Here is a 22,850-nt window from a genome sequence, read left to right as displayed (position 1 = left end):
CGTACCCCGGGGTTGCGCGACGATGGAGGAAACCGTCCTCGAGGAGTGACGGCGGTGGATTGGTTCGTTGGCGAAAACTATTCGCTCGGTCGGCTGCTCGTCACCGAGGGGCTCGCCGCGATCTACCTCGTCGCGTTCCTGGCCGCGAGAAACCAGTTCCGGCCGCTCGTCGGCAGCACCGGGATGCTGCCCATCCCGAAGTTTCTCCGTGCCGTCCCGTTCACGCGTTCGCCGAGCATCTTCCACCTGCACTACTCGGACCGGTTCTTCGAGGGCATCTGCTGGACCGGCGCCGGGCTGTCCCTCGCCGCACTGCTCGGTCTGACGCAGGTCGTCCCGCTCGCCGTGTGCATGCTCGTGTGGTTCGCCCTGTGGGTGCTCTATCTGTCGATCGTCAACGTCTCCCAGCTCTGGTACAGCTTCGGCTGGGAGTCGCTGCTGCTCGAGGCGGGTTTCCTGGCGATCTTCCTCGGCAACGCGTCGGTCGGGCCGCCGATCCTGGTGCTGCTGATGCTGAGGTGGTTGCTGTTCCGCCTCGAATTCGGGGCCGGGCTGATCAAGATGCGCGGCGACCGATGCTGGAAGAACCTCACCTGCCTGTACTACCACCACGAAACCCAGCCCATGCCGGGACCGTTCAGCTGGTACTTCCACCGGCTGCCGAAGCCGCTGCACCGGGTCGAGGTGCTCGGCAACCACTTCGCTCAGCTGGTGGTGCCGTTCGGGCTGTTCGCGCCGCAACCGGTCGCCGCCGTCGCCGCGACGATCATGATCGTCACCCAGCTGTGGCTGGTGGCGAGCGGCAACTTCTCGTGGCTGAACTGGACGACCATCGTGCTGGGTCTGTCCGTCATCCCGGACAGCGTGTACGAGGCGGTGCTGCCCGTCGACGTCCCGGCGGTCAGCGACTCGGCGCCCCTCCCGTTCGCCGCGCTGGTGATCGCGGTGACCGTGCTCGTCGTCGTGTTGAGCTACTGGCCGATTCGCAACCTGATCTCCCACGGGCAGCGCATGAATGCGTCGTTCAACAAATGGCACTTCGTCAACACATACGGAGCGTTCGGCAGCATCACCCGGGTGCGGTACGAGGTGATCGTGGAGGGCACGTCCGACGCCCATCTCGGCGTGCATTCCGAGTGGAAGGAGTACGGCTTCAAGGGGAAACCGGGTGACGTCAACCGGCGACCGCGCCAGTTCGCGCCGTATCACCTGCGGCTCGACTGGCTGCTCTGGTTCACGGCGATCTCGCCCGGCTACGCCGAACCGTGGTTCCGGGGTTTCGTCGAGCGGCTGCTACGCAACGACCCCGACACCCTGAAGTTGTTGCAGTACAACCCGTTCCCGGATCAGCCGCCGAAACACGTGCGTGCCCGCATGTACCGGTACGAGTTCACCACCTGGAAGGAGCGCCGCGAGACCGGTGCGTGGTGGAAGCGGCAACCGGTGTAGGTCAGCGGAGCCGGTCGGCCAGCGCCTCCAGCGCCTGCCGCAGACGTTGCGGGGTGCCGGGGCTGAGCGACGACCACGCCACCCCGTGCGCGGACACACTGGACGTGCCGACGATGCGCCCGGCCCCCGTGTCGAACACCGTGACCGGGCCGCCCACCGGATCGTATTGCCCGTCGCCGTAGACGATTCCGACGATCTCGGCGTACGTGGTGCAGCCGGCTATCGCGTTGCCCAGAGCGGTTGCGTCGACCGCGGGCACACCGAGCGCGGCGAGCGCGGCCGCGAGCGACTTGCCGTCCCCGCCCCGATCGAAGGCCTCGCCGAGTTGGACCGTGGGTGCGTTGACGACGCCGACGTTCAACGGTTCCACCGCCCCCAGCGCGCCGATCACCGGCGCGAAGATGTCGGCGCCCGCATCCTGGACGACGTACTGGTCGCCGGCCCGCAGGGCCAGCACCGACAGTGCCTCGCCCTGGGAGACACACAGTCTCGAGATGCTGCCGTCGACGTACCAGCGCACGGCGATCTCCCACAACGGCCGGGCCAGAACCCGCAGGCGGTCGGCGAGTTCGGCGTGGACCCCACCGCCCGGGAGCAGATCCCGGGCGGCGAGGGTGCCGGCGGCGCCGCGGAACGCGGCGTCCCTGGCGTCGTACGTGTCGTACCGCGGGGTGGCGTCGAGCACCACCGGCAGCACGTCGAGCGCGAGCGTGTCGACGAGGTAATCCATTTCGTCGAGGCTCAGGGTCACCGCCGGCAGGGTCGGCACGCCCTGCTGGGTGCCCAGGTCGATCACCGTCCGGACTCCCGGTGGTCGGGGGTCGCGCCGATGACCGAGGGAATGACCGTGCGCCCGTCCGAGAAGTGCTCGAAGTTCTTCAGGTAGTCGGGGGTCTCCCGCTCGTCGTCGTCCTGTGAACCGGTCGCGCGCGCCCCGCGACCGACCGACATCGGTCCGCTACCGGTGCCGCCGCGCGCCGCAGCGGCCGGGTTCACGTCGGCGCGAACGTCTCCGATCACCCCGCCGGGTGCGGCTGCCGGTGCGCCGGGCCGTGCGCCCTGGCCGCCGTCGGCCCTGCCCCAGCCCTCGGGCAGCGTCGCCCCGCCTGCCGCGCCGGCCGCGATGCCACCGACGGAGGTACGGGCCGCCGCGGCGCTGGTCGACGCGGAACCGCCGCCGTACGAGCCGCCGGACAGCATCGGCGCGCCGCCCATCATCGGGGCGGCGCCGCCACCGGTGACCGCGGACAACGCCGCGCCACCGATGTTGCTCGCCGCCGACGTGGCGGTGGAGACGGTGGTGCCCGCGATGCTGCCGACCTGCGACGCGGCCGTGGTGACGGCCGGGTTCTGGCCCGCGGCCATCAGAGCGGCCGCGGCAGCGCGCGTCGGATCGAATTCACCGTCGGACGGGATTTCGTCGAAACTCCCGACCTCCTTGGAATCGGCCTTGGTGACGATCCGAGGAGGCTGCCGGTAGGTGCGTTTCAGCGCCAGGATGTTCGACGCGGCCTCGTAACCCTCCATCACGAGCCCCGCGCGGATGTCCATCGCACGGTCGGCGGCCTCCGCGGCCGCGGCGGTGCCGTTGAGCGCACCACCCGTCGTGTACGCGGTGGCCTTCGCGGTCTTCACGGCGACGATCTCGGGAATGCTCGGCATGATGAGCGCGGCGGTGGTGTACGCGCCCGCTTCGAGGCCCGCCTTCGCGGCCGTGTCCGCGGCGAGTTCCGCGCATTCGGCCGTCCACACCGTGAACGGCGTGATCTTCGCGAGTGCCGCGACCGCGGACACACCCTGCCAGCCGGCCGCGAGTTCGGCCATCACGCGGACCAGCGTGAGGTTGGCGTCGACGAAGCTGGTGGACAGCGCCGTCCAGGCCGCGCTCGCCACGCTCAGCGGCACCGGTCCCGCGCCCGCGATGAGAGTGGTCGAGTTGACGGTTGCCCCGCGGGGCAACCAGATGACACCTGTCAGTCCCATGGTCATGTCTGATCTCCTGGTGGTTTCGAGGCGCCGGCCGTCACATGCCCGCAGCGAGGGTCGCGCCGAGCGCGACGTCCTCGGCGACATACAACGCGGCCTGGGTGCGGAGCGTGTTCGCGGTCTCGCGCATCTCGAGGATGCCCTGCGCTACAGCGGGGGTGAACGTGCTTGCGACGGTGTTGAAGTAACCGGCCGCGTGCAGGGACACCTCTTCGCTCCCGGAGGGGAGCACGCGGATGGCCGCGGAGCTGAGAGCGACCGCTGTCTCGAGACGCGCCGCGAGCGCGTCGAGTTCCACGGCGGCGGCGACGAGCGCTTCAGGTGCGACGTGCAGATCTGGCATGTGCGTCGAACTCCTTCTGACCTAGGCAGGCGGAAGGCAGTTGCCCCCCGGCAAACGAACTGCATGTGCAGCTGTCCCTACACACTTGGACGCCGCACCGCGCTCTTCGGTTCCCCCCGATCCCGAGAAATTTCTTCTCGGGAAAACCGTTCATCCCCAGCCGAGCTCGTGCAAGCGATCTTCTTCTATCCCGAAGTAGTGCGCAACCTCGTGTATGACGGTAACGGCTACCTCGTGGACGACTTCCTCCTCCGAACTGCAGATTTCGAGGATGGCGTCGCGATAGACGGTAATCGTATCGGGCAGCGATCCGCCGTAATGACTGTCCCGTTCCGTCAGGGCGATCCCGTGGTAGAGGCCCAGAAGATACGGGTCCTCGTCGTTGCGGTCGTCGACCAGGACGACGACGTTGTCGATCGCGGCCGCGAGCCGGGGTGGGATCAGATCGAGTGCGTCGCCCACCAATTCCTCGAATCGGTCGGGCGTCATGCTCACCGCCACATCAGTTCCCGGGGGGCGGGGCCGCGCCGGGGAGCGGAGTCGGCATGGACCTGCCCTCCGGGACCGGCGGCGGAGGCACGGGTGCGGCGCCGTTGATGAGGATCTCGCCCTTCGCCGAACCGGTGATGGTCGAGAAGCCGCCCGCGTCGGTCTCCTTGCCGACCGAGCAGTTCACCCGTCTGCTGCCCGCGAGCCAGCTGTCGAGTTCCAGGTTGTCCCAGAACAGCGTGAGCGTCTTGTTCCGCAGCGCGTCGGCGGAACCGAGGTACTCGTTGGCGGCCTGCGTGCACACACCCTCGAGATACTTGTCCTGATCCTCGACGGACGGCATCGACGACGGGAACTGGGTGGCCAGGTCGACGACGGAGATCACTTCGAAGGCATGGGGTTGCGCGCAGTCGACGGGATCGGTCGGCACGTTCTGATTGATCCCGATGCACGTGCCCGGGTCCCAGATGTTGGATTGGTCCTGCTCGGCCACCTTCCCGGTGAACGGCAGCAACGTTCCTGCCGTGCTGGAGAATTGGAGGCCGCACCGCAGGGTGCGTTCGCCCGCCGCCCAGCCGGATTCGCTGGGGAACATCAGGCCCACACTGAACTTGCCGTACGGATCGAACTTCGCGCCGAGATAGGAGTCGACGGCGGGCACGCAGTGCTCGTCCCGCAGCGCGGCGAACCGCAGCGCACCCGGGTAACGCGAACCCGGACCGAACTCGGCGCCCGGATACACGCTGAGATCCAGCGGCGCTGCCACCTCGAACCGGTGCTCGTCCGCGCAGTCGACCTTCGCGACGTCCTTCCGGTCTTCCTGGGGGTCGTTCGACGGCGTCCAGTCGAGGCAGTCGCCCGCCGTCGCCGAAGAGAACGCGTCGCCCTCCGCCGAACCCGTCACCTGAGGTCCGGCACCCGGCGAATGCGCGGGGAGGTTCTCGCTGCGGTTGAAACCGCCGGCGATCGCGACCGTGGCGATCGCCGCCACCACGGCACCTGCCGCGACGGCCGCGAGCGCGCGACGCGTCGTGGTCGCGGACATGCTGCGGGGCGCCTTCTCCGGTTGCCCGGCATTCTGCGGCTGGGGGTCGGCGCCGTTCGACTGATCTGAGGACATCGATTTCCATAATGCCTGTTCCGATCGAGGAAGCAGAACAACTCCCGCAATCGGCTCGAACCCGGCGTAACTTCGATCACCATGAGTGACGACTCTCGACGCTCCGCCGAGCCGGTGGACCCAGAACTGCAGGAGCTCGCCGGGCGCGTGTTCGACACGGCACGATCCGGCGACGCCGTGTCCCTCGCCACGTACCTCGACGCGGGTGTCCCGGTGAACCTGGCCAATCAGAACGGCGACACGCTGGTGATGCTGGCCGCCTACCACGGTCACGCCGAGGCCGTTCAGGTCCTGATCGACCGCGGGGCCGACGTCGACCGGCTCAACGACAAGGGACAGTCACCGCTGGCAGGGGCGCTGTTCAAGGGCGAGGACACCGTGGTGCGGGCCCTCGTCGCCGGTGGCGCCGACGCCAAGGCAGGCCACCCGACCGCCGTCGACGCCGCCCGGATGTTCGGCCGCGAGGACCTCCTGACCCTGCTGGAACCGAAACCGGAATGAGCCGCTCCGCGGCGCCCGGTAGGGTTTGAAGCCGTGATTGACCTGAAGTTCCTCCGCGAGAACCCCGACGCCGTCCGCGAATCGCAGCGCACCCGTGGCGAAGATCCCGCCCTGGTCGACGCGCTGCTCGAGGCCGACGCGTCCCGTCGCGCCGCCGTTCTCGCCGGCGACAACCTGCGTGCCGAGCAGAAGGCGTTCGGCAAGAAGGTCGGGCAGGCGTCCCCGGAGGAGCGTCCGGCGCTGCTCGAGGGATCCAAGGAACTCGCGGCCAAGGTGAAGCAGGCGGAGGCCGAGCAGCACGAGGCGCAGGCCGCGCTCGACGCCGCGCACCGGGCGATCTCCAACGTCGTGCAGGACGGCGCCCCCGCGGGCGGTGAGGACGACTTCGTCACCCTCGAGACGGTCGGGGAGATCCCCGCGTTCGACTTCGAACCCAAGGACCACGTCGAGCTGGGTGAGTCGCTGGGGTTGTTCGACATGGAGCGCGGCGCGAAGGTCTCGGGCGCCCGCTTCTACTTCCTCACCGGTTTCGGCGCCATGCTGCAGCTGGGAATGCTGCAGCTGGCCGCGCAGAAGGCGATGGCCAACGGCTTCCAGATGATGATCCCGCCGGTGCTGGTGCGACCGGAGATCATGGCGGGAACCGGGTTCCTCGGCGCGCACGCGGACGAGATCTACCACCTCGCCGACGACGACCTCTACCTCGTCGGCACGTCCGAGGTCCCGCTGGCCGGGTACCACTCGGGGGAGATCCTCGACCTCGCCGACGGCCCCAAGCGGTACGCCGGCTGGTCGACGTGTTTCCGCCGCGAGGCGGGCAGCTACGGCAAGGACACCCGCGGCATCATCCGGGTGCACCAGTTCGACAAGGTGGAGATGTTCACCTACTGCAAGCCCGAGGACGCCGACGCCGAGCACCAGCGCCTGCTCGCGTGGGAACGCGACATGCTCGCCGCCATCGACGTGCCGTACCGCGTGATCGACGTGGCAGGCGGCGACCTGGGGTCGTCGGCGGCCCGCAAGTTCGACTGCGAGGCCTGGGTGCCGACGCAGCAGGCGTACCGCGAGCTCACATCGACGTCCAACTGCACGACGTTCCAGGCACGTCGCCTCGGGGTGCGGTACCGCGACGAGAACGGGAAGCCGCAGACGGCCGCGACCCTCAACGGCACCCTCGCCACCACTCGGTGGATCGTTGCCATCCTGGAGAACCACCAGCAGTCCGACGGCACCGTGCGGGTTCCTGAGGCGCTCGTGCCGTTCGTCGGGACGGATGTTCTGAAACCGTGAATGCGCTTTCCTGAGATTTTGGGAAGGCTACCCTTGCGCGAACGGCAGAATGATGTAACCCTTACCTAATCTCGTTGGTAAGGAGCTCCACATGTTCGTGTGCATCTGCAAGGCCGTGACGGAAGACGAAGTGCATGAGCACTGTGCCGCCGGGGCCGACAGCGCGGATGCGATCGGCGAGCGTTGCGGCGCCGGCTGGGGATGTGGAACGTGCGTCGATCGGTTGAAGGAGATTCTGGGCGAGCGGACGGTCGTCGGTAGCACGGCCGCGTGACGTAGCTGCCTCACAACTGAATCCCGCGATTCGGCTCACAGGCGTAACGCCAGTGGTACGTTCGCCTCAACCGGGGCGAACGGAGAAGTCATGCGTGGCGACGACGAGATCATTGCTCTTCTCAACGAACAGTTGACCAGTGAGCTGACCGCGATCAACCAATACTTCCTGCACTCGAAGATGCAAGCCAATTGGGGCTTCACTAAACTCGCGGACAAGACGCGCGCGGAGTCCATCGAAGAGATGACGCACGCCGAGATCCTCACCGACCGGATCCTGTTCCTCGAAGCGCTTCCGAACTATCAGAAGTTGCTGCCGCTGCGCATCGGACAGGACCTGCGCGAGCAGTTCCACTCCGACCTCTCCATCGAAGTCGAGGTCGTCGAACGCCTGCGTCCGGGCATCCAGATGTGCCGTGAGAAGGGCGATGCCACGTCCGCGAAGCTGCTCGAGGGGATTCTCAAGGAAGAAGAGGATCACATCGACTATCTGGAGACGCAGATCGAGCTGATGGACAAGATGGGCGACCAGCTGTACATGGCCCAGCTCGTCGATCAGCCACCGACCGTCGGATAGCCCGGGTGACACCCGCCGCAGGATGAACGTACCTTTCGACGCCTCGGGTGCGCCGAAGGGTACATTCGCCCGGCGCGGTCAGAGCTTGGCGGACCGCAGTTCGTGCCCCTTGGACGTCTTGCAGCGCCCCGACTCGAGGTCCCACTGCCAGCCGTGCAGGTTGCAGGTCAGGTTGGTGCCGTCGACGACGCCGAACTTCGACAGGTCCGCCTTCAGGTGCGGGCAGCGACGCTGGATCTCGTAACCGCCGAGTTCGATCGACGCGGAGTCGTCGTGGGCCTCGGCGAACCAGCCGTCGGCGTACGCGATGCGCTCGTCGGTGAGGCACTTGAAGAACGTGTACAGGAACTCGTTGTACCCGCCGACACGCCACGCCTCGAAGCGAGTGGACAGGAAGATGGTGTTCACCCAGTCGGGCTCGTCGTCGCGCAGCACCGTGCGGACCAGCTCGGGGGCGATGCGGAAGCCGTACCGGTACTTGCCGTCCTTCTCGCCGCGCGGGCGGACGGTGCGCGCCGGGAAGTCGAGGACGACGGTCTCGTCGCCCATCACCAGGCCGACGGGGTAGCCGATGCCGTCGCAGATCAGGTCGGACTGCTTCATGATCGGCTCGAACTTCGCCTTCAGTGCCTCGAGCAGCGGTTCCCCCTCGGCGGGCGCCCAGGTGGCCTTCTCGGCGGCGAGGACCGGCGCCATCCGCTGCGCCATGCTCTCGATGTACGCGGCCTTGTCGGAGAAGATCTTGTCGACCTCGGCGTCCGGGATCGGGTGCGTGAGCGTCAGCTCGCCGCCCTTCAGGTCCGCGGTGGACCCCGGGATCATGAGGATGCCGCCGTCGTTGCCGTGAATCCGCATCTGCTCGAGGAACGTGATCTGGTCGGGGAAGATGTTGCCCTCGTCACCCCGGTCGTCGTTGAGGTAGCGCAATGCGTCGTCGAGGAACACCGGCGGTCCGGCGGACGGCACCACCCACGTGGCCGCGACCTGCTCGATATAACTGCGGCAGCGGTCCATGCCGCGCTGACGCTTCTGCTTGCCGAAGTTGGCCTTCGTCTTGGTCGGAATGTCGTAGACCATCGGGTACCAGATGGCCCCGGAGTACTGCAGCAGGTGGATGTCGATCTGGCCGAACTCGTCGTGGAGGACGTCCATGTCGACGGGCCGGGCGTCGTTCATGTTGAAACAGGTGGTTTCGCCGTCGGACACCACGAGACCCGAGTCGCCGATCGGACCGTCGGCGGGCGCACGCAGCGCGATGATCATGATGTCCAGGTCACCCTTGGGTCCGGTGACCTTGTGCTTGACGGAGTCCTCGGTCTCGAAGAACTTGTGGAAGCCCAGCGCTTCGAGCTCACGCCTGAGGTCCGGTACCGGATAGTCGGGGAGCAGCACGGTCGCGTCCTTGTCGACGTGCTTGGCCAGGTTCTCCGGGTCGAAGTGGTCCTTGTGCAGGTGCGACACGTACAGGTAGTCGCAGTTGCCGAGGGTGTCCCAGTCGAGCTGCGTGTTGTCCGGGAACGGGAACCAGGACCCGAAGTACGCGGGGTTGACCCAGGGATCGCACAGGATCGAGCCTGCCTCGGTCTGGATGTGGAATCCGGCGTGTCCGACGCTGGTGACCTGCACTGGTATGCCTCCTGGGAGCTGAGCGACTGTTCCAGGGTAGGCGTTCCCCCCAGGTGAGTGACAATGCGCGCTCCAGCACACCGTGCCACTCACGTGCGGTCAGGTCACTTCACCCAGGCAATAACCGTCGGGTCCGATGGACAGCGTGATCTGCTTGATGACGGTCACACCGGACACGTCGGTGACCGGAACGGACACGTCCAGGTAGTCGCCGCGGACGGGGGTGGCGGTCATCGCGTCGGCGGCGAACGCCGTGGTCCCGGCCAGGACGTCCGGGTCGAGCCGGAGCGGCGGCAGGCCACCCGCGCCCGTGCCCGCCGGGTCCCACGGGCTCAGGCCGGGGCAGATCAGCGGGTAGGCGGTCTCGGTGTCCGCCCGGTTCACCGGCGCCCCGGACTCCCGCGACAGGAACCGGGTGACCGCGTATTCGGCGTCGGCGGGGGTGTAGAAGTCGACGGTCCCGGCAGGGTGGACGTGCGGGCAGGCGTAGCCGGACGCGATCTCGCTGCGTTTGACGGACACCGTCGTGCCGCCCCCCGTCCACGACACCGCGAACTGCCCGTCGAGGCCGGGTTGCGCGAGCGCCCCGAGGATCGCGGCCGTGTCGGCGTACTGGTCGGCGGCCTGGGCGGCCGGCAGCGTCCAGCATTTCGCGGGGACGGCGGCGGGCCTGGTGAGCAGGTCGGTGGCCCAGGCACGGACGGAGTCGACCGCGGCGGGGTTGCCGGGCACCTCACCGACGACCACCTGCGGAACAAGGGCGGGCGGTGTGGTGGTCGTGGGCTCCGCTACCGAGGTGGCGGAGGTGGGCGCGGACATCGTGTCGGCCGGGGGCTCCTCCGTCGGGATGCCGGACTGCGAATCGCACGCCACTCCCGCCCCGAGGATCACCGCGACGACCGGCGCGATGAGCGCCCTCCTGCCCCTGACACCCATCTCCAGCGCGCCCTTTCTCTCGACTCCCCACCCAATGTCCGTCCCCGACGGCGGGCCAGATCGCGGATACCCGGCTACGCTAGCCGATTGTGGAACCCGTCTACCGAACCGTCATCGGCATCGCCCGCACCGTATTCACCCTCGAGGGGCTGAAGTTCACGGTCAAGGGTGATCAGCACATTCCGGCGACGGGTGGGGCGGTGATCGCGATCAATCACACCGGCTACATGGACTTCACCTACGCCGGACTTCCGGTCCGCAGCGTGAAGCGCTACGTGCGCTTCATGGCGAAGAAGGAAGTGTTCGACAACAAGATTTCGGGCCCGATCATGCGCGCGCTCAAGCACATTCCCGTCGACCGGTCGGCGGGTTCGGATTCGTACAAGGCCGCCGTCGACTTCCTGCGTCGCGGCGAACTGGTGGGCGTCTATCCGGAGGCCACCATCAGCCGGAGCTTCGAGATCAAGGAATTCAAGTCGGGTGCCGCCCGCATGGCGATCGAGGCGGACGTGCCGATCGTCCCGATGGTCATCTGGGGTGCGCAGCGGGTGTGGACCAAGGGGTTTCCGAAGCGGCTGGGCCGCACGAACACTCCCATCTCGATCGCCGTCGGTGAGCCGATCCAGCCGTTCGAGCCCGCATCCGAGCTGACCGAGAAGCTGCACGCCACGATGACGGCGATGCTCGCCGACCTCCAGCAGGGGTACGAGCACCCGGCCGGCGAGTACTGGGTGCCCGCGCGCCTCGGCGGCAGCGCGCCGACGCTCGAGGAAGCGAACAAGATGGACGCCGCCGACGCCGAGGCGAAGGCGCAGTCCCGTCGGGCCAAGGAGACCGGTACCGGTAGCTAGAAGGTGGCGGTGGAGCCTGTCTACACGGCCGTCGAGTCGGCGGCCAAGGCGTTGTCCCTGTTCCAGGGGCTGAGGATGACGCGGGTCGGCCTGGACAACATCCCCGCCGAGGGTGGTGCGGTGCTCGCGGTCAATCACACCGGGTACCTGGACTTCGTCCAGTTGGCCCTGGCCGTCGGTGCGGTGGACCGCAAACTGCGGCTCATGGCCAAGGCCGAACTCGCGAACAACAGGGTGATGGCGTTCCTGATGCGCGGATGCGGCGTCATCCCGGTCGACCGGACCGCGGGCGCGGGCGCCTACCTCGCCGCGGTGGAGCGACTGCGCGAGGGCGAACTGGTGGGTGTGTACCCGGAGGCGACCATCAGCCGGAGCTTCGAGATCAAGGAACTGAAGTCGGGTGCGGCGCGCATGGCCCTCGACGCCGGGGTGCCGATCGTGCCCGTCATCGTGTGGGGCGCCCAGCGGATCGCCACGAAGGGCAGACCGAAAAATCTTGGGCGGCATCGGTTCCCGGTGACCGTCGAGGTGGGACGGCCGATCGAGCCACGGGAACCGGCGGACGCCCTCACCGCGACGCTGCACACGGAGATGGACGCGATCCTGCGCCGGGTGCAGGACGGATTCGACCACCCGGCGGGCGCCGACTGGGTGCCGCGGCGCCTCGGCGGCAGTGCGCCCACCATCGAGGAGGCCGCCGAGATGGACCGCCGCGAGGCGGAGGAACGCCGGTCCCGGTAACGGCCGCCCGGCGGCGCCGCGGGCCCGGCAGGCAGAATGGCTGGGTGAGCCCAGACCGACCGAGCCTTGTAGCGTCCGATGTCGACGGCACCCTGATCGGGGAGGACGAGCGCATCAGCGCCCGCACCCGGGACGCCGTCGCGTCGGTCGTCGCGTCGGGGACACCCTTCGTGCTGGCCACCGGCAGGCCCCCGCGCTGGATCCATCCCGTGGTCGAGGGCCTCGGCTACGCACCGCTCGCCGTCTGCGCCAACGGCGCCGTCATCTACGACAGCGACAGCGACCGCGTGCTCAGTGCCGCGACCCTCGACGTGGACACCCTCACCTGGCTGTCGGCGATCGCGCTCGACGTGCTGCCCGGCGCCGGTCTCGCGGCCGAGCGGGTCGGCGTCAGCGCCCACGACGCCGCGACACCGCAGTTCGTCAGTTCCCCCGGCTACCAGCACGCCTGGCTCAACCCCGACAACACCGAGATGTCCGAGAACGAGGTCGTCGCGGCCCCCGCGGTGAAGTTGCTGATCCGGGTGCCGGAAATGTCCAGTCAGGCGATGGTCGACGCGCTGGCGCCGCACATCGGGCGCCGCGCCGACGTCACGTTCTCCACCGACAACGGGCTGATCGAACTGTCGGCGGCGGGCATCACGAAGGCGTCGGGTCTCGCGCTGGTCGCGGAACGGCTCGGCGTGACGGCGTCGCAGATCGTGGCGTTCGGTGACATGCCCAACGACATTCCGATGCTGAACCTCGCGGGCCGCGGTGTCGCCGTCGAGAACGCGCACCCCGACGCCAAGGCCGCCGCCGACGAGGTGACGGCCACCAACTGGGACGACGGGGTCGCGAAAGTACTCGAGCGCTGGTGGTCCTGAGACCACCAGCGCCCGAGAGGGAGTAACCCGGTCAGCCGGCCGGAACCGGTGCCGGCTCGACGGGAGCAGGCGCGGGAGCCGGTTCGGGCGCAGGCGCCGGTGCCGGAGCGGGCTCGGCGGGAGCCGGCGGAATCTGTGCCGGGTCCGCGGGCGGTGCGACGGGAGCCGCGGCATCGACCGGGGCGCCGTTCTTGTAGGCCTCCGCGTAGGTGTCGTTGTACGTCTTCAACACCTTGGTGACGATGCCGGTGAGCTCGTTGAAGATCAGCGAGCCGTTCTCGAAGTCGGTGCGCAGACCGCCCGGGATCGTGTACTCGTCACTCGTCGGCAGGCCCAGTTCGCCGTTGTCGGCCCCGAGGTTCTGCCACGTCTTGAAGATCTGGCCGAGGACCGCCCACACGCCGCCGTTGGGCGAGGTGAAGATGGCGCCGTTGGCGAACTCTGCGCCGGAGTTCCCGGCCTTGGCCTGCAGTAGCCCGGTGATGGCCTGGCCGAGCCTGCCGGTGTCGCCGCCTTCCGCGACCCACTTCTGGGCGACCGGCGACGGATCGGTGAGCCGCAGCAGTTCGGTGACCAGCGCGGGGATCCCGGCGCCGAGGCTGCCGCTGGCGTCCGTGCCCGGACCGCCGGACGGCGCCGGAGCCTGGCCCGAGGGTGCGTCCGAGGCCAGTGAGGCGTTGCCGCCGCTGAGGTTGGCGGCCGCGATCTGCCGGATCTCGTCCATGTGCGAGTACGCCGCGTCGCCCGGGCAGGACGTGTTGCCGACGTCGCGGTGCGCGAAGATCACCGGCAGGTCCACGGCCTCACCCTCCGCGTACGGGGTGAATTCGGTGCCCTCGGAGTACATCGTCGTCTCACCGAGCGGGTCGAGTCCGGCCTTGCCGAGCTTCCAGCCGAGGAACTTGCCGACGGCGTCGAGGGTGGCCTGCGGCGGATCCTCGGACGAGAAGTCGCCCATCATCGCGACACCGGTGGTGTTCTCGTTGAACCCGCCCGCGTGTGCGCCCTGGACGGGACGGTCGAGACCGCCTGCGCGGCCCTCGAAGATCTGGCCGTATTTGTCGACCAGCGCGTTGTAGCCGATGTCGCACCAGCCGAGCGTCTGCGCGTGGTACGCGTAGATGGCGCGGACGATCTCGGCTGATTCGGCCTTCGAGTAGTCGTTGGCGCCCGCGGTGTGGTGAACGGTGGCACCGCCGATGAAGTCGTCGTAGTCGGGGTCCTGGCAGCGGATGGACTCGTCCGCGCCCCACTGCTGGCGGCTGATCACCTTGGGACCGCCGCTGTCGAGCGGGCTCGCGATGTCGCTCAGTGTGGAGTCGCCGGGGCTGCTGCCCGGTTCGATGAGCACGGCGGTGACGTCGTCGGCGCCCGCCCGGGCAGGCTGCTGTCGCAGCGGCGTGTTGACGGCGGCGGGGATGTACCCGAGCGGCGCCGCCCCGTCAGCGGCGGGCGCCGGGGCGGGAGCGGGGGCTTCGGGTGCCGGTGCGGGAACCGCGCCCGGCGCGGGTGCGCCCGCCTGCGCGGGTGCGGAGGTGGGGGTCAGGATCTGGATCGCCTTCGTCAGCCCGACGTAGACGGGTTCGGTGGCGACCTTGCCGTCCGACGCCGTCTTGTCGGTGCGGCGGGTGTCGATCATGTCGGGGGAGACCCACTGTCCCCACGTTCCGTCGGCCTGCAGCGCACGGACCTTCGACTCCGCGGACGCGAGAGTTTCGGACGTGAGCGCCACCATGCTGAACGGGGTGTCGCGGGACAGTTCCTTGACGATCGCGCCGGGCTGCTGGTCGGCCGGGGGCAGGATCGCGGGGTCGGAGACGTCGCCCGGGGCGGGGATTTTCAGCGGGATCTGCAGGCTGGGGATCTGGATTCCGCCGGGTAGTTGCACGTTGCTGGGGATGTGGAGGTACGGCGGGATCTTCAGGTTCCGGAGGTCGCCGATGTTGACGTCCGGCAGGTTCAGCCCGGTCAGTTCCTTCAGCGGAATCACGATGTCCGGGATCTGCGACAGCACTACCTGCGCGATCTCGGTGGACACGGCGGAGTTGGAGGTTTCGTTCGTGGATCGGATGTCCGAGGGTGCGCTACTGATGCCGTAGACCGCAACGGGACTTGCGACAGCCAGCGCGGCGACAGCCCCGAGGACGATCGAGGGCTTCGGTCGACGGTGCGGCAAGGGGGACTCTCCTCAGTTGTAGTTTCCTGCGAGCGACCTCGCGTGTCTGCAACTCGTGATGCTTGTGTGACGGGAGCGACTGTTGTTGCTAACTCCAATCACTCTTGCCACACTAGTCACACAGGTCCATAACGCTCAACCTTACATTGAGACTTTATCCCGAATTTCTCGGACCCGCTGAGACGAGGTGCACGCCCCGTCTCGGCGCTCGTTGTTCAGCGATGAGGAGTGCAGTGATGGCGAAGACCGAATTCGGGGTTCGTGCAGGTAGACCTGCCTGGACTCGCAGGAGGCGGTACATCGCGGGACCTCCCGCCCCGCGCGGGTTCAGGGCCAAGCTTCTGCGCACGTCGGCACTCGGCATCGCACCCGTCCTCGTCGTCGGCGCCGTCACCGGCGTGGTCCTGCAGGTGCGCTCTTCCGGGCAGGACGTCCGGGAAACCGTCGCCTCCGACACGCCCTTCACGCTGTCCGGGCACGGCAACGGCCACGGTCGCGGGATGGGCCAGTGGGGTGCCTACGGATACGCGAAGGATCAGGGGTGGGCGGCCGAGCGCATCCTCGGCCACTACTACGGCGGCACCACGCTCGGCACCCTCGCCGACGCGCAGATCAGCGTCCGGCTGCAGGCGCGTGACGACCAGCCGCTCGACGTCTACTCGGACGCCGGCGCCGTCGTCGCCGGCAAGCCCGTCGGACCGGGTGAGGCCGTCCATCTCACGCCGACCTCGGACGGCGGCGCCAACGTCGTCGTCACCCGCGGATGTGCCGGCGACGTCCTGTGGCAGGACGCCACCGACCACCCGTGGGTCGACCCGATCGACCTCGCCCCGGACCGTCCCGCGAACGAACACCTCAAGCTGTGCGCCGGTGACACCCCCTACCGCGGCGCCCTCGGGGTCGCGCTCGACGGCGCCGCCGTGCGCACCGTCAACGTCGTCGACATGGACGACTACCTGCTGGGTGTGGTGCCCGCCGAGGCGAAGGCCGGCTGGGCCGACACCGGTGGGGCCGAGGCGCTTCGGGCGCAGGCCGTCGCCGCCCGCTCCTACGCCGCCGCCGAGAACCGGGAAGAGTACGCGAAGACCTGCGACACCCAGAGCTGCCAGGTCTACGGCGGTTCCGCGAAGGAGGACCCGCGGACCACGGACGCCGTCCGCTCCACCAAGGGCATGATCCTGACCAAGGACAACAAGCCCGTCGCTGCCGAATTCTCCTCGTCCACAGGCGGATACACCGCGGGTGGCGAGTTCCCGGCCGTCGAGGACCAGGGCGACACGGTGTCGCCGAACCACGACTGGGTGGTGACCCTCACCGCGGGCGACATCGCGTCCGCGTTCAACGTCGGCGAACTCGAATCGTTCGAGGTGGTCACGCGCAACAACTTCGGGGTCGACGGCGGACGCGTCACCGGTGTGAAGGTGGTCGGAACGTCGGGGACCGCCGAGGCGACCGGCACCGAGGCGAGGGCGAAGCTGAAGCTCAAGTCCGACTGGTTCACGCTCGGTGACGGACTCGCGGTGCCGGCGCCGCCTGCCGTCCCCGGTGAACCCGATCCGTCCATCCTCGCCTCCGCGGGCGAGGACACCGTCGGCACCACCGAGGGTTCGCCGATCGCCGAGAAGTACAAGGAACTCGGCGGCGTGAACAGCACACTCGGCGCGCCGATCGGTCCCGAGATGATGCTGCCGTCGGAGGCGGGCAAGTTCCGGATGTTCACCAACGGAACCATCATCTGGACGAAGAAACTGGGAGCGCAGGTGATCGACGCCAGCGTGCTCCGCGAGTGGCTCCCGACCGGCGGCAGCTAGGCCGAACACGCTAGACCGAAGACAGAGGAGCGGATCCCTCGAGCACCGCGAGCATCCCGTCGACGGACTCGGCCCAGCCGAAGTCCTCGGCTCGCCGCCGGGCCGACGCCCGGCGGGTGCGCGAGGGAATCTCGAGGATGCCGCTCACGGCTTCGGCGAACGCCGGGCCCCGGTCCCGGGCCAGGGCGCCGCAGCCGGGTGTGATGATCTCGGCGAGAGCCGACGACTGTGACGCGACTACCGGGGTGCCCGCCGCCAGCGACTCGAGCGCCGACAGGCAGAACGTCTCGTGCGGTCCGGGCGCCAGCGACACGTCCGCCGACGCGAACAGCGACGCCAGGCGGCCCTTGTCGCTGATGAACCCGGTGAAGTGCACGGGAAGCCCCCGGGCCCGGTACTGCAGCGCGTCGCGCCGGGGGCCGTCGCCGGCGATGACGAGCCGGGCGTCGTGCCCCTGCCGCCGCAACAGCCGGACGGCGTCGATGCTCCGCTCCACCTGCTTCTCCACCGACAACCGGCCGCAGTGCAGAAGGAAACGCTGCGCCGGATCGGCGAAGGAGTCGCGCATCACCTGGTCGTGTTTGCCGGGGTGGAACATCGCGAGGTCGACACCGAGCGGGACCCGGTGCAGGTTGGGGGCCCCGATCCGGGTGAACTCCTCGCTCGCGAAGTCCGTCGTGCAGACGACGGCGTCGTAGTTGCGCGCCATCCGGCGGTTCGCGACGTCGGCCCAGTCGCGGGCCACGCGCCGCGGAGCGAACTGGCCGAGCAACCGGTCGAGGCGCTCGTGTGACACGACGACACTGCGTACTCCGCGGGCCCGGGCCCAGGCCCCGAAACCGCGCAGCGTCAGCCGGTCGGACACCTCCAGGACGTCCGGTCCGAGACCGGTGACGACGTCGGCCACCCGGCGCGGATCGACGACGCGATAACCGCCGGTCCACGGGATGGTCGGGGCGGACCGGGTGATCCGCAGGACCCCGCTCGGCAGCAGCTCCTCACAGTCCCGCTGACCTGGGACGACGAGGATCACCTCGTGTCCGCGTCCGACGTACCCCTGGCCCCAGTTGTGGAGGGCGGTGCGGAGCCCACCCGACCGCGGTCCGTAGAAGTTCGCCAGCTGGACGATGCGCACCCGCTCATGAAGCGCGATCGCCGCGTCGGCGGGAACAACGAGGTCTGCAAAACCGGTGAATACAGGGAGAACTCCTCGTGCGTGCCGAAGGGGTCCCTGCACCCCTTGGCCGCGCACAGGTCGCGGAGTCGCTTACCCTGGTTCATCGTGACCGCTGCAACCCCAGAGACAACCGCCCCTGGCCGGTACGACCTCATCGTCGTCGGCTCCGGATTTTTCGGACTGACCGTCGCCGAGCGTGCAGCAACACAGCTGGGTAAGCGTGTGCTGGTGCTCGACCGCCGTCATCACCTGGGCGGAAACGCCTATTCGGAGGCCGAGCCCGAGACCGGCATCGAGATCCACAAGTACGGAGCGCACCTGTTCCACACCTCGAACAAGAGGGTGTGGGACTACGTCACCCAGTTCACCGAATTCACGAACTACCAGCACCGGGTGTTCGCGCTGCACAAGGGGCAGGCGTACCAGTTCCCGATGGGGCTGGGTCTGGTGTCGCAGTTCTTCGGGCGCTACTTCACCCCGGACGAGGCGCGGAAGCTGATCGCCGAACAGTCTTCCGAGATCGACTCCAAGGAGGCGTCGAACCTGGAGGAGAAGGCGATCTCCCTGATCGGCCGGCCGCTGTACGAGGCGTTCGTGCGCGACTACACCGCCAAGCAGTGGCAGACGGATCCGAAGAATCTGCCCGCGGGCAACATCACCCGCCTCCCGGTGCGGTACACGTTCGACAACCGCTACTTCAACGACACGTACGAGGGCCTGCCCGTCGACGGCTACACCGCGTGGCTCGAGAACATGGCGAAGGACCCGAAGATCGAGGTCCGGCTCGAGACCGACTGGTTCGACGTCCGCGACGACCTGCGCGCCGAGAGCCCGGACGCCCCCGTCGTCTACACGGGCCCCCTCGACCGCTACTTCGACTACTCCGAGGGCGAGCTGGGCTGGCGCACCCTCGACTTCGAGACCGAGGTGCTCGAGACCGGTGACTTCCAGGGAACGCCGGTCATGAACTACAACGACGCCGACGTGCCCTTCACTCGGATCCACGAGTTCCGCCACTTCCACCCGGAGCGGGACTACCCGAAGGACAAGACGGTCATCATGCGGGAGTTCTCCCGGTTCGCGGAGAGCAAGGACGAGCCGTACTACCCGATCAACACCCCGGACGACCGCGCGATGCTCGCCGCCTACCGCGACCGCGCGAAGGAGGAGATGTCCGCGAACAGGGTCTTGTTCGGCGGCCGTCTCGGCACCTACCAGTACCTGGACATGCACATGGCGATCGCCAGCGCGCTGTCGATGTTCGACAACTCCCTGCGTCCGCACTTCGAATCCGGTGCGGACCTCGTGGGGGAGGCCGAATGAGCGCCCGGCATCTGCTCGAATCGGAGAAGGTCACCGAGGACGCGCCGCTTCTCGGCAAGTCGCTGCTGCAGCGGGTGATCCTGCCGCGCGCCGGTGAGCCGCTGGACGTGCGCACCCTCTACCTGGAGGAGGCGAAGACCAACAGCCGCCGCGCGCATTCGCTGTCGCGGACGTCGCTGTCGGTCGGTGCCGAGTCCGAGGCGTCGTTCTGTACCTACTTCAACGCGTTCCCGGCCAGCTACTGGCGCCGGTGGAGCACGCTGAACTCCGTAGTGCTGCGGCTCGAGCTGTCGGGGCACTGCCGCATCGACGTGTACCGGTCGAAGGCCGACTCGTCGCGCATCCACGTCGAGGGGCGCGAGTTCCAGGATGGCGACGCCTCCCTCGAGTTCGAGATCGAGTTGGCGCCGTTCGAGGACGGTGGCTGGATCTGGTTCGACATCACCAGCGACACCGAGGTCGTGCTGGAGAGCGCCGGCTGGTACGCGCCGGTCGACGCCCCCGGTGAGGCCACCGTCGCCGTCGGCATCCCCACGTTCAACCGGCCCACCGACTGCGTCAAGGCGCTGACGGCGCTGGCGTCCGACGAGCTCGTCATGGACGTCGTCAAGGCCGTCATCATCCCGGACCAGGGCACTCGCAAGGTCAAGGACGAGCCGGGCTTCACGGAGGCCGCGGAGGCGCTCGGCGACCGGCTGGCGATGCACGACCAGGCGAACCTCGGCGGGTCCGGCGGCTACAGCCGCATCATGTACGAGGCGCTGAAGACCACGGACTGCCAGCACATCCTGTTCATGGACGACGACATCGAGATCGAGCCCGACTCGATCCTCCGCGCGCTCGCCATGTCCCGGTTCGCGAAGTCGCCGATGCTCGTCGGCGGGCAGATGCTGAACCTCCAGGAGCGCAGCCACCTGCACTCGATGGGCGAGGTCGTCGACCGCAGCATCTTCATGTGGACGGCCGCCCCGAACGTCGAGTACGACCACGACTTCTCCCGCTACCCGCTGAGCGACCGCGAGAACTCCCGCCTGCTGCACCGCCGCATCGACGTCGACTACAACGGCTGGTGGATGTGCATGATCCCGCGGCAGGCCGCGGAGGAACTGGGTCAGCCGCTGCCGCTGTTCATCAAATGGGACGACGCGGAGTACGGCCTGCGCGCCCGCGCCGCCGGCTACCCGACCGTCACCATGCCCGGTGCCGCGATCTGGCACATGGCGTGGAGCGACAAGGACGACGCCATCGACTGGCAGGCGTACTTCCACTTGCGGAACCGTCTCGTCGTCGCGTCGCTGCACATGCCCGGCAACGGCCGCGGCCTCGTGATCAACACGGTCAAGGCCACGATCAAGCACCTGCTGTGCCTCGAATACTCGACGGTCGCGATCCAGAACCAGGCCATCGCCGACTTCCTGCAGGGCCCCGAGCACATCTTCGAACTGCTTCCCACCGCGCTCGGCAACGTCCACGCGATGCGCAAGGAGTACCCGGACGCCGTGGTCGTGCCGTCGTCGACGGACCTGCCGCTGCCCTCGGGCGCCGAGGTCGGCGCCGTCGGTGAGCCCCGCAACCCGCTCGCGAAGATCGTGCGACTCGGCAAGGGCCTCGTCCACAACGTCAAGCCGGCCCACGAGGAACACCACGAGCGTCCCCAGCTCAACGTGCCCACCCTCGACGCGCGGTGGTTCCTGCTGTCCCAGGTGGACGGTGTCACCGTCACCACCGCGGACGGCCGTGGAGTCGTCTACCGCAAGCGCAACCCCAAGCTTGCGCTCGCGCTGCTGAAGGAAGCGATCCGGCTGCGCCGCGAACTGGCCCAGCGATTCCCCGAACTCAAGCGCGAGTACCAGGACGCCGTTCCTGCCCTGACCAGTAAGGAGAGGTGGGAACGTGTCTTCGGCATCCAGTGAGATCCAGATCCTGCAGACCGTCCAGTCGACGATCGCGAGCCGTCCCGGCGTCGTCTCGACCGCACGGGGAATGTCGCACTTCGGTGAGCACGCCCTCGGGTGGGTGGCCGTCGCCGGCATCGGCGCGGCGCTCGACAAGCCCCGTCGCCGGCAGTGGGCGGGCGTCGCAGTGGGTGCCGTCGGCGCCCACGCCGCCTCGATCGTGATCAAACGCATCGTCCGCCGCCCGCGGCCGACCGACCCGTCGATCCAGGTCAACGTGTCGACGCCCAGCAAATTGAGCTTCCCTTCTTCGCATGCGACATCCACCACAGCGGCTGCCGTGCTGCTCGGCCGACTCACCGGGCTACCCTTGCCTGCGTTGTTGGTACCGCCGATGCTGCTTTCCCGGCTCGTTCTGGGAGTGCACTACCCGACCGATGTGCTCGCCGGATCTGCCCTGGGGGCCGCCTCCGCGGTCGCGGTGCTGAAGGCCGAGCAGAAGTTTGGAGAAAAATGAGCGAGGAACCGGCTGTCGTCACCGGACCCCCGACATCCCTGGCGGCGGGCATCGTCAAGGCCGTCCGCCCGCGTCAGTGGGTCAAGAACGTCCTGGTCCTCGCAGCTCCCGTCGCCGCGGGCACGGCGACGGAATCCGCCGTCCTGCTTCCCGTTGCGCTCGCCTTCGTGGTGTTCTGCATGGCAGCGTCCGGCATCTACCTCGTCAACGACGCGATGGACGTCGAAGCGGACCGCGCGCACCCCACCAAGCGATTCCGCCCCATCGCGGCCGGTGTGCTGCCCGTCAACCTGGCGTTCGCGATGGCCGTCGTGCTGCTCGGCGGTTCGATCGCCCTGTCGTTCCTCGCGAACTGGCAGCTCGCGGTCGTGATGGCCGTCTACATCGGCATTCAGCTGGCGTACTGCTTCGGCCTCAAACACCAGGCCGTCCTCGACATCTGCATCGTCTCGTCCGGGTTCCTGCTGCGCGCCATCGCCGGCGGTGTGGCCGCCGAGATCGCGCTGTCGCAGTGGTTCCTGCTCGTCATGGCATTCGGTTCGCTGTTCATGGCGGCCGGTAAGCGGTACGCCGAACTGCAGCTCGCCGAGCGCACCGGCGCGAAGATCCGCAAGTCCCTCGAGAACTACACCACCACGTACCTGCGGTTCGTCTGGACGCTGAGCGCCACCGCGGTCGTGCTCTGCTACGGACTGTGGGCGTTCCAGCAGGACGACCTGAAGGGCACCAACTGGTACGCCATCTCCATGGTGCCGTTCACGATCGCGATCCTGCGTTATGCCGTGGACGTCGACGGCGGCGAGGCGGGGGAGCCCGAGGAGATCGCGCTGGGCGACCGCGTGCTCCAACTTCTCGCGATTGCCTGGATCGGAGTGGTGGGTGTCGCTGTCTACCTCGTCTGAC

At 68.4% G+C, this 22,850-nt stretch carries 22 protein-coding genes; 13 read left to right on the top strand and 9 right to left on the bottom strand.

What is annotated here, in order from left to right:
* The first annotated feature begins 45 nt into the window (after positions 1-45).
* Positions 46-1,449 carry a lipase maturation factor family protein gene (locus MLGJGCBP_RS31545; RefSeq protein WP_160100539.1) on the top strand — a complete coding sequence of 468 codons (1,404 nt, stop codon included), beginning with the start codon at positions 46-48 and terminating at the stop codon, positions 1,447-1,449.
* A 1-nt stretch (position 1,450) separates the two neighbouring features.
* Here MLGJGCBP_RS31545 and MLGJGCBP_RS31540 read toward each other — a convergent pair whose 3' ends face one another.
* The 5 genes from MLGJGCBP_RS31540 to MLGJGCBP_RS31520 all read right to left on the bottom strand — a co-directional run bounded on the left by MLGJGCBP_RS31540 (position 1,451) and on the right by MLGJGCBP_RS31520 (position 5,387).
* Positions 1,451-2,245, bottom strand: a complete 795-nt coding sequence (locus tag MLGJGCBP_RS31540) for an ESX secretion-associated protein EspG (protein WP_160100537.1) — start codon at positions 2,243-2,245, stop codon at positions 1,451-1,453.
* Positions 2,242-3,438, bottom strand: a complete 1,197-nt coding sequence (locus tag MLGJGCBP_RS31535) for a PPE family protein (RefSeq protein WP_160100535.1) — start codon at positions 3,436-3,438, stop codon at positions 2,242-2,244. The genes MLGJGCBP_RS31540 and MLGJGCBP_RS31535 overlap by 4 nt, the downstream gene beginning before the upstream one ends.
* Before the next feature lie 34 nt (positions 3,439-3,472).
* Positions 3,473-3,778, bottom strand: coding sequence for a PE family protein (locus MLGJGCBP_RS31530; RefSeq protein WP_087561195.1), 306 nt, complete (start codon positions 3,776-3,778; stop codon positions 3,473-3,475).
* 150 nt (positions 3,779-3,928) lie between these two features.
* A complete protein-coding gene (locus MLGJGCBP_RS31525) occupies positions 3,929-4,279 on the bottom strand; it encodes a metallopeptidase family protein (protein WP_087561196.1) in 351 nt (116 codons plus the stop codon).
* A 1-nt stretch (position 4,280) separates the two neighbouring features.
* Positions 4,281-5,387, bottom strand: coding sequence for a septum formation family protein (locus MLGJGCBP_RS31520; protein ID WP_160100533.1), 1,107 nt, complete (start codon positions 5,385-5,387; stop codon positions 4,281-4,283).
* 81 nt (positions 5,388-5,468) lie between these two features.
* Here MLGJGCBP_RS31520 and MLGJGCBP_RS31515 point away from each other — a divergent pair, with 81 nt between their 5' ends.
* The 4 genes from MLGJGCBP_RS31515 to bfr all read left to right on the top strand — a co-directional run bounded on the left by MLGJGCBP_RS31515 (position 5,469) and on the right by bfr (position 8,028).
* Complete coding sequence (locus MLGJGCBP_RS31515) at positions 5,469-5,888, top strand: ankyrin repeat domain-containing protein (RefSeq protein ID WP_160100531.1); 420 nt, start codon at positions 5,469-5,471, stop codon at positions 5,886-5,888.
* Positions 5,889-5,921: 33 nt separating this feature from the next.
* Positions 5,922-7,178, top strand: a complete 1,257-nt coding sequence (serS, locus tag MLGJGCBP_RS31510) for a serine--tRNA ligase (protein WP_087561198.1) — start codon at positions 5,922-5,924, stop codon at positions 7,176-7,178.
* Between the two features lie 91 nt (positions 7,179-7,269).
* Positions 7,270-7,452, top strand: coding sequence for a (2Fe-2S)-binding protein (locus MLGJGCBP_RS31505; RefSeq protein ID WP_012691106.1), 183 nt, complete (start codon positions 7,270-7,272; stop codon positions 7,450-7,452).
* A 90-nt stretch (positions 7,453-7,542) separates the two neighbouring features.
* The gene (gene bfr, locus MLGJGCBP_RS31500) at positions 7,543-8,028 is read left to right on the top strand and encodes a bacterioferritin (RefSeq protein WP_072938629.1); all 486 of its coding nucleotides are present in this window, start codon (positions 7,543-7,545) and stop codon (positions 8,026-8,028) included.
* Between the two features lie 78 nt (positions 8,029-8,106).
* On the opposite strand, the gene MLGJGCBP_RS31495 is transcribed toward bfr, so the two are convergent.
* Both MLGJGCBP_RS31495 and MLGJGCBP_RS31490 read right to left on the bottom strand, forming a co-directional pair.
* A complete protein-coding gene (locus tag MLGJGCBP_RS31495; RefSeq protein WP_160100529.1) occupies positions 8,107-9,654 on the bottom strand; it encodes a Rieske 2Fe-2S domain-containing protein in 1,548 nt (515 codons plus the stop codon).
* Between the two features lie 99 nt (positions 9,655-9,753).
* The gene (locus MLGJGCBP_RS31490; RefSeq protein WP_160100527.1) at positions 9,754-10,590 is read right to left on the bottom strand and encodes a hypothetical protein; all 837 of its coding nucleotides are present in this window, start codon (positions 10,588-10,590) and stop codon (positions 9,754-9,756) included.
* An 89-nt stretch (positions 10,591-10,679) separates the two neighbouring features.
* Between MLGJGCBP_RS31490 and MLGJGCBP_RS31485 the strand changes: the two genes are divergently transcribed.
* The 3 genes from MLGJGCBP_RS31485 to MLGJGCBP_RS31475 are packed head-to-tail and all read left to right on the top strand — an operon-like array spanning position 10,680 to position 13,048.
* Positions 10,680-11,441, top strand: a complete 762-nt coding sequence (locus MLGJGCBP_RS31485; protein ID WP_087561201.1) for a lysophospholipid acyltransferase family protein — start codon at positions 10,680-10,682, stop codon at positions 11,439-11,441.
* 9 nt (positions 11,442-11,450) lie between these two features.
* On the top strand, positions 11,451-12,182 hold the full coding sequence (locus MLGJGCBP_RS31480; RefSeq protein WP_160100525.1) for a lysophospholipid acyltransferase family protein: 732 nt from the start codon (positions 11,451-11,453) through the stop codon (positions 12,180-12,182).
* 44 nt (positions 12,183-12,226) lie between these two features.
* Positions 12,227-13,048 (top strand): Cof-type HAD-IIB family hydrolase, encoded by an 822-nt coding sequence (locus MLGJGCBP_RS31475; RefSeq protein ID WP_072938619.1) that lies wholly within the window; start codon positions 12,227-12,229, stop codon positions 13,046-13,048.
* A gap of 31 nt (positions 13,049-13,079) precedes the next feature.
* On the opposite strand, the gene MLGJGCBP_RS31470 is transcribed toward MLGJGCBP_RS31475, so the two are convergent.
* A complete protein-coding gene (locus MLGJGCBP_RS31470; RefSeq protein ID WP_160100523.1) occupies positions 13,080-15,224 on the bottom strand; it encodes an N-acetylmuramoyl-L-alanine amidase in 2,145 nt (714 codons plus the stop codon).
* A 236-nt stretch (positions 15,225-15,460) separates the two neighbouring features.
* On the opposite strand from MLGJGCBP_RS31470, the gene MLGJGCBP_RS31465 reads away from it, so the two are divergent.
* A complete protein-coding gene (locus MLGJGCBP_RS31465; RefSeq protein ID WP_160100521.1) occupies positions 15,461-17,035 on the top strand; it encodes a SpoIID/LytB domain-containing protein in 1,575 nt (524 codons plus the stop codon).
* A 10-nt stretch (positions 17,036-17,045) separates the two neighbouring features.
* Here the strand turns inward: MLGJGCBP_RS31465 and MLGJGCBP_RS31460 are convergent, their stop codons facing one another.
* Complete coding sequence (locus tag MLGJGCBP_RS31460; RefSeq protein ID WP_160100519.1) at positions 17,046-18,170, bottom strand: glycosyltransferase; 1,125 nt, start codon at positions 18,168-18,170, stop codon at positions 17,046-17,048.
* A 147-nt stretch (positions 18,171-18,317) separates the two neighbouring features.
* Between MLGJGCBP_RS31460 and glf the strand changes: the two genes are divergently transcribed.
* Genes glf through MLGJGCBP_RS31440 form a run of 4 tightly spaced genes read left to right on the top strand, consistent with a single transcriptional unit; the run spans position 18,318 to position 22,849 of the window.
* A complete protein-coding gene (gene glf / locus MLGJGCBP_RS31455; RefSeq protein WP_087561247.1) occupies positions 18,318-19,535 on the top strand; it encodes a UDP-galactopyranose mutase in 1,218 nt (405 codons plus the stop codon).
* On the top strand, positions 19,532-21,448 hold the full coding sequence (locus MLGJGCBP_RS31450; RefSeq protein WP_087561206.1) for a glycosyltransferase: 1,917 nt from the start codon (positions 19,532-19,534) through the stop codon (positions 21,446-21,448). Before glf ends, MLGJGCBP_RS31450 begins: the two co-directional genes overlap by 4 nt.
* Positions 21,429-21,947 carry a phosphatase PAP2 family protein gene (locus tag MLGJGCBP_RS31445; RefSeq protein WP_087561207.1) on the top strand — a complete coding sequence of 173 codons (519 nt, stop codon included), beginning with the start codon at positions 21,429-21,431 and terminating at the stop codon, positions 21,945-21,947. The genes MLGJGCBP_RS31450 and MLGJGCBP_RS31445 overlap by 20 nt, the downstream gene beginning before the upstream one ends.
* Entirely contained in the window at positions 21,944-22,849 is a 906-nt protein-coding gene (locus tag MLGJGCBP_RS31440; RefSeq protein WP_072938605.1) for a decaprenyl-phosphate phosphoribosyltransferase, read from the top strand. Before MLGJGCBP_RS31445 ends, MLGJGCBP_RS31440 begins: the two co-directional genes overlap by 4 nt.
* Position 22,850: the final 1 nt, after the last annotated feature.

The organism is Rhodococcus sp. T7 (genome assembly GCF_009872365.1).
Taxonomy (GTDB): Bacteria; Actinomycetota; Actinomycetes; order Mycobacteriales; family Mycobacteriaceae; genus Rhodococcus_F.
The sequence above is the reverse complement of the archived record's forward strand: the minus strand, read 5'-3'. Positions and strand labels throughout refer to the sequence as shown.

What these genes read in the sequence shown, in the direction of transcription:
- MLGJGCBP_RS31465 (WP_160100521.1), top strand. Translation starts at nt 15,461, where the DNA reads ATGGCGAAGACCGAATTCGGGGTTCGTGCAGGTAGACCTGCCTGGACT.
- MLGJGCBP_RS31535 (WP_160100535.1), bottom strand. Translation starts at nt 3,438, where the DNA reads ATGACCATGGGACTGACAGGTGTCATCTGGTTGCCCCGCGGGGCAACC.
- MLGJGCBP_RS31450 (WP_087561206.1), top strand. Translation starts at nt 19,532, where the DNA reads ATGAGCGCCCGGCATCTGCTCGAATCGGAGAAGGTCACCGAGGACGCG.
- bfr (WP_072938629.1), top strand. Translation starts at nt 7,543, where the DNA reads ATGCGTGGCGACGACGAGATCATTGCTCTTCTCAACGAACAGTTGACC.
- MLGJGCBP_RS31530 (WP_087561195.1), bottom strand. Translation starts at nt 3,778, where the DNA reads ATGCCAGATCTGCACGTCGCACCTGAAGCGCTCGTCGCCGCCGCCGTG.
- MLGJGCBP_RS31490 (WP_160100527.1), bottom strand. Translation starts at nt 10,590, where the DNA reads ATGGGTGTCAGGGGCAGGAGGGCGCTCATCGCGCCGGTCGTCGCGGTG.
- MLGJGCBP_RS31520 (WP_160100533.1), bottom strand. Translation starts at nt 5,387, where the DNA reads ATGTCCTCAGATCAGTCGAACGGCGCCGACCCCCAGCCGCAGAATGCC.
- MLGJGCBP_RS31515 (WP_160100531.1), top strand. Translation starts at nt 5,469, where the DNA reads ATGAGTGACGACTCTCGACGCTCCGCCGAGCCGGTGGACCCAGAACTG.
- MLGJGCBP_RS31505 (WP_012691106.1), top strand. Translation starts at nt 7,270, where the DNA reads ATGTTCGTGTGCATCTGCAAGGCCGTGACGGAAGACGAAGTGCATGAG.
- MLGJGCBP_RS31440 (WP_072938605.1), top strand. Translation starts at nt 21,944, where the DNA reads ATGAGCGAGGAACCGGCTGTCGTCACCGGACCCCCGACATCCCTGGCG.